At 57.1% G+C, this 417-nt stretch carries 1 protein-coding gene; it reads right to left on the bottom strand.

Annotated features, from left to right (window positions below; all coding sequences use genetic code 11):
- On the bottom strand, positions 1–385 hold a 385-nt coding region (locus BRSPCE3_RS35675), incomplete at its 3' end, for a patatin-like phospholipase family protein (protein WP_375710011.1).
- Positions 386–417: the final 32 nt, after the last annotated feature.

Genomic DNA, 417 nt, shown 5'->3' with positions numbered 1-417 from the left:
TGGCCGAACTGGCTGAAGCCGCCTTCAGAAGGGACCCCCGGGTCAGGACGACTTCTTCCCCCGAAGCCAGATCCATGGCGACGGTGGCGAACGGCAGCGAGAGACTCTCCATGGGATACTCAGGGATGAGGTCACTCATGATTTTGAGGTAATCTTCTTCCGAAACCATGGTGGGTTGAATGACCGACTGGGTGCAGTAGATGCCGCTTTTGAACAGCCAGACAAAGCGGTTGATGAAGCTGTCCGAGGCGAGGCGAAATTCGTCCTTGTTGGCGGCGGAGACGGCCCGCAAAAAAAGGTCGCTCCCCACCAGCTGCCGCATGCGGTCCAACACCGCACCGACATTTCCATAAAAGGCGTACAATGCGCCGATAATGGCTCCCATACTGGTTCCCACGATGAGATCCACCTGGAGAT

It is taken from the genome of Bradyrhizobium sp. Ce-3 (assembly GCF_022835695.1).
In the GTDB taxonomy this organism is placed as follows: Bacteria; Pseudomonadota; Alphaproteobacteria; order Rhizobiales; family Xanthobacteraceae; genus Bradyrhizobium.
This window is presented reverse-complemented; position numbering and strand designations above follow the sequence as displayed.